Below are 7,468 nucleotides of genomic sequence, written 5' to 3' on the forward strand. Positions count from 1 at the left end.
TCCAACCTCTCTGTTGTCTGAAAGACCGCAATCGCGAGCAGGCTCGCTCCCACAGTGGCTCGGTACAAGCCTCAAGTTGTTTTGCGTCAGGCTGGTTTTGTTTCTGCCAACGCCTCTTGCGCCATCTCCTTCTCGGCTTCCTTGAGGTCTTCTTCGCTGATCATTTCCGCGATCACCCGAAGTCGCTCCACCACCCGCGCATTGACGCTGCCTTCCGGAAACTCGCCGTTTTCATCCGGCGCACCGGCAGGCTCGCCGACCAACAGGCTCAAGGCCTCGTCCGCCTGACGCACCGCGTAAACATGGAACTGCCCCGCGCGCACCGCCGCCAATACCTTCTCGTCGAGCATCAACGTGGCAACGTTCRCTTGCGGAATGATCGCCCCTTGCTGACCGGTCAGCCCGCGCGCTTCGCAGAGCCGGAAGAAGCCTTCGATCTTCTCGTTGACCCCGCCTACCGCCTGCACTTCACCGAACTGGTTGATCGAGCCGGTGATCGCAAAGCACTGCTTGAGCGGTGTTTTCGACAAAGCCGAAATCAGCGTACAGGCCTCGCCCAGCGACGCACTGTCGCCATCGACATAACCGTAGGACTGCTCCAGGGCAATGCTCGCGGAAATTGCCAGCGGGAATTCCTGAGCGTAACGACTGCCCAGATACCCCGTGAGGATCATCACACCTTTGGAGTGAATCGGCTGCCCGAGGTTGACCTCACGCTCGATGTCGACAATACCGCTGCCGCCCGGGTACACCGTGGCGGAAATCCGGGCCGGCRCACCAAAGGCCGAGTCGCCGACTTCCAGCACCGTCAGCCCGTTGCACTTGCCGACAGCGGCGCCATCGGTATCGATCAGGATAATCCCGGCCAGCATGTCGTCGAGAATCCGCGCCGAGACACGTCCGGTGCGGGTGGCCTTGGCCTTGAGCGCACGCTCGATGTGCCCGGCGTCAGTCATTTCATCACCCGCCAGGTGGCGAATGAAATCCGCCTCGCTGACCAGCTGGAACAGATCACCGATTCGCGCCGACAAACGCCCTTGGTGCTCGGCCAGACGCGCGCTATACGTGGCCAGACGCGCCACGGCATCCGCCGTCAATGGGGCCATGCCCTCTTCGGAAGTGCGGGTTTTGAGCAACTGGGCGAACTGCTCCAGGCTCTCGTCGACCATCGGGATGTCTTCGTCGAAGTCCACCAGGACGCGGAACATCTCCTGGAAGTCCGGATCGAGGTCTTGCAGCGTGTAATACAGCTGACGGGCACCGATGATGACGACTTTGACCGCCAACGGAATGTGTTGCGGCGTCAGGGTCACGGTGGCCAGACGGCCCAGTTCACCCAATGGCGATTCCATTTTCAGCTTGCGCGATTGCAGGGCGCGCTTGAGCGCATCCCAGACGAACGGCTCGCTGAGCATTTTTTCCGCTTCAAGGATCAAAAAGCCGCCGTTGGCCCGGTGCAAGGCCCCCGGTCGCAGTTGCCGATAGGTCGTGTACAGCGCGCCCTGATCGGTGCTGTATTCGATGCGGCCAAACAGGTTTTCATAAGTCGGGTGCGGCTCGAACACCACCGGCGCACCGCCGCTGGCCGAATGCCCGACCACCAGACTCGGTGCGTATTGCTCTTCCAGCAGCTTGCGGGCAATGGCGTCGGTCTTGCTGTCGTCCACCAGCTGTTCGACAACCGTCTTGAGCAGGTAAACCTGCATCGCTTGCAGGTAACCGCACACGGCTGCGTTCTCGGCGTACTTCTCCGACAAGGGCGACAGCAACGGCTGCAACGCCAGTGTGATGGTTTCTTCGTTGAGGTGGCGCAGCTGATTGCTCGATTCACGCTTCCATTGCGGCAGGCTGGCGAGCTCTTCATTCAGACGCTCTTCCAGACCGGAGATGTCCTCGTGAAAGCGTTCGCGATCGACTTCCGGTAACTGGGCGAATTCCGCTTCATCCAGCGCTTTGCCTTCGCTCATCGGAGTAAAGGCGATGTTGCTGGCATCGCGGTACAGGGCGACTTCTTTTTCGAGGGCCAGACGCTCGATGACGTCCAGCGCCTTGTCGTAGCGCTGATTGAAAGCGCGGTCGATGGCGCTTTTCTTCTGCTGGTAGGACGGATGTTCGAACACCGCCGGAAAGGTCGCCAGCAAGTTGTCGATCAAAGCATTGATGTCGCCGATGAACGCGCCCGCGGTGCCTGACGGCAATTCCAGGGCGCGAGGCTCGCGCGGCTCATCGAAATTGTTGACATAGACCCAGTCGGCCGGGGTCTGCAAGCGCTTGCCTTCGGCTTTCAGGTAACGTTTGACGAACGAGAACCGGCCGGTGCCAGGCTCACCCATGACAAAGACGTTGTAACCGGGGCGTGGCATCGCCACGCCGAACTGCAAGGCTTCGACCGCACGTTCCTGGCCAAGCACACCGCGGAAGGGCTCCAGATCATTGGTGGTAGAGAAGCTGAACTGTTCAGCGGAAAACGGACGGGTCAGCGCTTCAGGCGCTAGACGCAAGCTGGCAGCAACAGGATCAGGCATCGGGCTTCCTTACATCAGGCGGGGCAGATAGCGGCATTCTGGCGCTGCCCATACCTCACTTGCAAGGCGCACCTCCAGCCAAAGCATAGACAAACTGCCATCCCCTGGCGGGCCGGGGCTAAATCAATGATTTCAGCGCATGTTTTGCAAAAAATCACGGAACCCCGGGATCGTGCCTAAACTCCAAATTGCGCGGCTGGACCAATAACCGGCCTGACTGGCGCCAAAATGGCATCAGCCTCCCTTGTCCATCGGTATGCAAACAAAGAGAACATAGCTATGAAACGGATTCTTCTCGGTACTCTCTTCACCGTTGTATCCCTCAACGCCATGGCGCAAGCCCCAGGCGGCCCGGATTGTGGTTGGGGCAACATGCTGTTCGAAGGTCAGCGTGGCACCCCGGCTCACTTCATGGCCTCCATTACCAACGGCACGTCCGGTAACGCGACCTTCGGTATGACCTCCGGCACTAACGGCTGCGCCACGAATTCGTCGCTGACCTACGGCGGCAAATCCTGGTTTGCCATGAATGGCATGATGAACGAGTTGTCCGAAGACATGGCTAAAGGTCAGGGCGAGGCGCTGACCACTTACGCCGTGGTCCTGGGCGTGGCGCCGGAAGACCGTGCGCATTTCGCCGCTGTGACTCACGAGCATTTCCAGCAAATCTTCAGCAAGGCGGATGTGACCGCTGAAGACGTGCATACCAACACCCTGGCCGTTCTGAAGAACGATCCGCGTCTGGCCAAGTACGCCACTCAAGCTTAAGCTCGACCCGCCCGCTCCTTTCGGGGAGCGGATTTATTTTTTAGGCCCGCCCCTCTTTGGGTCTTTGTTTTTTTCGACTTAAGTTGCCCACTATGCTCAAACGCCTTGCCTGGCTGGCGCTCTGTGTCTGCGCCCCGCTGTCTGCTGCGCCGCACATCGACCCTCAACGTTTGCAGCAATTGGCCAATGACCCCTTCTGGATTTCCCTGGGACACTACGAAACCGCCAAGCTCGGTGGCTGGCGCAGTTATATCAGCGACAAGGCGTTCTTCCTGGCGCCCGACGGCAACGAACACCCCGACCGTGAACTGGCCGCCACGGTGCAAGCGTTGTACGCCCCGGCCAGTGCCGGCGAACAACACGCTCAATGCGTTTATCCAGCCCGTACCCGCTGGCTGAAATCGCAGCTCAACCTGACCGATCTGCCGACGCCTGCCTGCACTGAGTTCAAGCAATGGTTCAAGGACGTCTCGCCCCACAGTGCGGTGATGATTTTCCCGGCGGCTTACCTGAACAGTCCGTCATCGATGTTTGGCCACACGTTGCTGCGCATCGACCAGGTGGATGTGCAAAGCGACCACACGGCTCTGCTCAGTTACGCCATCAACTTCGGCGCCTTCATCGAAGGTTCGGACAACAGCATCCTCTTCGCCTGGAAAGGCTTGATGGGCGGCTATCCGGGGCTTTTTTCGCTGGTGCCCTATCAGGAAAAACTCTCGGAATACCGTAGCCTCGAGAACCGTGACTTGTGGGAGTACCGGCTGAACCTGACCCCACCAGAAACCGAACGCATGGTCGAGCACGTCTGGGAACTGAAGCAGGTCCGGTTCGACTATTTCTTCTTCGACGAAAACTGCTCCTATCGCCTGCTTGAGTTGCTGCAAGTGGCACGCCCCAGTCTGCGGCTGACCGAGCAATTCCCGCTGACCGCGATTCCTACCGACACTGTCAAAGCCGTGAAAGAAGCCGGTTTAGTGGAATCGATTCAATACCGCCCGTCCCGCGAACGTGAGTTATTGAGTCGTGCCGAACCGCTGAATCCTGATGAACTGCAATGGGTATTGAAAGTCAGCGCTGACCAGAAGCAGTTACAGGAACCCGCTTTCAAGGCGCAACCCAAGGATCGCCAGGCGCTGATCATCGACGCGGCTTATCGTCTGGAACGCTACCGCGCCAATGGCCAGGAACGCGACCCTGCACAGGCTCAGCGCAGTTTCGAATTGCTGCGGGCGATCAACCAGAACCCCGCGCCCGAGCTGGATATCCCGCAACCGGGCCTGCCCGAGCATGGCCATGAATCCCGCACCTGGCAGGCGGGTGTCGGCACCCGGGGCGACAACGCGTTTGGCGAATACGGCCTGCGCATGGCCTATCACGATCTCAACGACAACGCCGAAAGCTTCCCGCTCGGCGCACAAATTGAAATCCTGCAAATGAAGCTGCGCCAGTACGAAGGCAATCACTGGCAGTTTCAGCAGCTTGATCTGGCGACCATTCGCTCCTTCACCCCACGCAACGAGCTGCTGCAACCGCTGTCGTGGCAGGTGACTGGTGGCCTGGAACGCGTGCCGGGCACACACGATGACGAAACCCTGGTCAGCCACATCAATGGCGGTGGCGGCGGTACCTGGCAACTGGGCGACGACATGCTCGGTTTTGCCCTGGGGACCGCGCGCATTGAACACAACAACGACTTCGCCGGTTTCATCGCCCCGGCGGCGGGTTTCAACACTGGCGTGCTGTGGAAGAACCCGCTGGGCAATTTCAGTCTGGAGACCAAAGGCGATTTCTTCACCAATGGTGAAGTGCGCCGAAGCATCAGCCTGAATCAGCAATGGGAGCTGTCACGCAACCTTGGCCTGCGCCTGAGCGCCCAGCGCGAATTCAGCCACCTCGCCTCCCCCGAGAATGAAGTAATGCTGGAAGTGAAGTGGTATCACTACTAACCGCCCCGCTCCACCTGTAGGAGCTCAGCTTGCTGGCGATGGCATCAATGCGGTTATTCAGATTGAGCGAGGTGATGCCATCGCCAGCAASCTGTGCTCCTACAGACCTGTCACCATGGACCAAACCCTATAACGGGAGAAGAGCATGAGCCGCGCATTCGTCAACGAAGATAACGCCGCCGCGCAAGCCGATCAGCCTGTCGAACGGCAGGTCAGCGCGCAGCCCAATTACGTCACGCCCGCGGGCCTGGCCCAATTGCAGGCGAAAGTGTCCGAACTGCAACACCTGCATAGCGAGCAATCGGCCAAAGAGGAGCAAGCAGACAAGCAGCGCCAAGCGGACCTTGAACGCGATTTGCGGTATTTCAACCAGCGCCTGCAAAGTGCCCAGGTCGTGACTGCCGCCAGCTCGACTGAAAAAGTGCAGATCGGCAGCCGTGTGACGTTCGCTGACGAACACGACACCCGTCAAACCGTACAGTTGGTAGGTGAAGACCAGGCCGACGCGGCGGCGGGCCTGATCAATTGGGGTTCACCGCTGGGCCGGGCGTTGCTCGGGGCGCAACTCGGCGACGAAGTGCTGTGGCAACGTCCAGCGGGTGATCAACTGATCGAGATCACCCGTATCGAACCGGCTTAAACCACGCCTTGGGCGAGCATGGCGTCGGCGACTTTGACGAAGCCGGCGATGTTCGCGCCTTTGACATAGTTGACCCGACCGTTCTCTTCACCATAGTGCACGCAAGCATGGTGGATCGACTGCATGATCGCGTGGAGCTTGTTGTCGACTTCACCACCGGTCCACAGCAGGCGCATCGCATTCTGCGACATCTCCAGCCCGCTCACCGCCACACCACCCGCGTTGGAAGCCTTGCCCGGCGCGAACAGAATCCCTGCCTCGATAAACAGGTCCACGGCCTCCAGGGTAGTCGGCATGTTGGCCCCTTCCGCCACACAGATACAGCCGTTGCGTAGCAACGTACGAGCGGCCTCGGCGTCCAGTTCGTTTTGTGTAGCGCATGGCAGCGCGATGTCGCAGCTCAGTGCCCACGGGTGCTGGCCCGCCAGGAACTCCAGACCAAAACGGCCGGCCAGTTCACTGATGCGTCCGCGCTGGACATTTTTCAGCTCCAGCACTGCCAGCCATTGCTCTTCGGTCAATCCGCTTTCGCAGTAGAGCGTGCCTTCGGAGTCGGACAGCGAAACCACTACGCCCCCAAGGTCCATGACCTTGCGCGCCGCATATTGCGCGACGTTACCGGAACCCGAGATTGCCACGCGTTTGCCTTCGACGGTTTCACCGCTGCGCTTGAGCATTTCCTCGGCGAAGTACACGCAACCAAAACCAGTGGCTTCCGGACGAATCAGACTGCCGCCATAGCTGGGGCCCTTGCCGGTCAGCACGCTGGTGAACTGGTTGCTCAGGCGCTTGTATTGCCCGAACAGGAAACCGATTTCCCGGGCACCGACGCCGATATCACCGGCAGGCACGTCAACGTCCGCACCGATGTGACGGTACAACTCACTCATGAAGGCCTGGCAGAAACGCATGACTTCAGCATCGCTCTTGCCCTTGGGGTCGAAGTCCGAACCACCCTTGCCACCGCCCATCGGCAGCGACGTCAGCGAGTTTTTGAACGTCTGTTCGAAGGCGAGGAACTTCAACACGCCGAGGTTCACCGAAGGATGGAAACGCAGCCCGCCTTTGTAGGGACCGATCGCGCTGTTCATCTGGATACGGAAACCGCGATTGACTTGCACTTTGCCTTGATCGTCGACCCAGGAAACCCGAAAAACCACCGCGCGCTCAGGTTCGCAAATCCGCTCCAAAATGCCGGAGGTCAAATAATGCGGATTGGCTTCGAGAAACGGCCACAGGCTGCGCAGGACTTCTTCCACGGCCTGATGGAATTCAGGCTGGTCAGGGTCGCGTTTTTTCAGACGGGCAAGGAAGGATTCGACGGATTCGATCATGGAACAGTCTCGGCAGATTTGTTGTCGTTGGAAGAGATTGGGGCCGGACTCTAGCAAACAGAATGCGCACAATGACAGCGCCGAATGTCGCAATTATGAAATTAAATGGTGCGCCAGGTATAAATAAGTCCGGTTATCGGACGGTTTTTGCACCACAACAGGGAGCAACCCTTCGAGTTTTGCACCATCAGTGACACCGCTTCGCGAGCAGGCTCGCTCCCACAGTGGATTTGTGTCGATCACATAATCCCTGTG

At 59.2% G+C, this 7,468-nt stretch carries 5 protein-coding genes; 3 read left to right on the plus strand and 2 right to left on the minus strand.

Going from position 1 to position 7,468, the window contains the following annotated elements:
• Positions 1–86 precede the first annotated feature (86 nt).
• Positions 87–2,525: a Lon protease family protein gene (locus AC1DSG_RS24480; protein WP_477793201.1), complete on the minus strand. Its 2,439-nt coding sequence runs from the start codon at positions 2,523–2,525 to the stop codon at positions 87–89.
• A gap of 279 nt (positions 2,526–2,804) precedes the next feature.
• Here AC1DSG_RS24480 and AC1DSG_RS24485 point away from each other — a divergent pair, with 279 nt between their 5' ends.
• From AC1DSG_RS24485 to AC1DSG_RS24495, 3 genes are all read left to right on the plus strand, one after another.
• Positions 2,805–3,293 carry a DUF3015 domain-containing protein gene (locus AC1DSG_RS24485; RefSeq protein WP_477793202.1) on the plus strand — a complete coding sequence of 163 codons (489 nt, stop codon included), beginning with the start codon at positions 2,805–2,807 and terminating at the stop codon, positions 3,291–3,293.
• Positions 3,294–3,385: 92 nt separating this feature from the next.
• Positions 3,386–5,239, plus strand: a complete 1,854-nt coding sequence (locus AC1DSG_RS24490) for an Lnb N-terminal periplasmic domain-containing protein (RefSeq protein ID WP_477793203.1) — start codon at positions 3,386–3,388, stop codon at positions 5,237–5,239.
• Positions 5,240–5,384: 145 nt separating this feature from the next.
• Positions 5,385–5,879 (plus strand): GreA/GreB family elongation factor, encoded by a 495-nt coding sequence (locus AC1DSG_RS24495; protein ID WP_477793204.1) that lies wholly within the window; start codon positions 5,385–5,387, stop codon positions 5,877–5,879.
• Here AC1DSG_RS24495 and gdhA read toward each other — a convergent pair.
• The gene (gene gdhA / locus AC1DSG_RS24500) at positions 5,876–7,213 is read right to left on the minus strand and encodes an NADP-specific glutamate dehydrogenase (protein ID WP_477793205.1); all 1,338 of its coding nucleotides are present in this window, start codon (positions 7,211–7,213) and stop codon (positions 5,876–5,878) included. The genes AC1DSG_RS24495 and gdhA overlap by 4 nt on opposite strands.
• Between the last annotated feature and the right edge of the window lie 255 nt (positions 7,214–7,468).

It is taken from the genome of Pseudomonas sp. P5_A12 (assembly GCF_056400685.1).

What these genes read in the sequence shown, in the direction of transcription:
- AC1DSG_RS24485 (WP_477793202.1), top strand. Translation starts at nt 2,805, where the DNA reads ATGAAACGGATTCTTCTCGGTACTCTCTTCACCGTTGTATCCCTCAAC.
- gdhA (WP_477793205.1), bottom strand. Translation starts at nt 7,213, where the DNA reads ATGATCGAATCCGTCGAATCCTTCCTTGCCCGTCTGAAAAAACGCGAC.
- AC1DSG_RS24495 (WP_477793204.1), top strand. Translation starts at nt 5,385, where the DNA reads ATGAGCCGCGCATTCGTCAACGAAGATAACGCCGCCGCGCAAGCCGAT.
- AC1DSG_RS24490 (WP_477793203.1), top strand. Translation starts at nt 3,386, where the DNA reads ATGCTCAAACGCCTTGCCTGGCTGGCGCTCTGTGTCTGCGCCCCGCTG.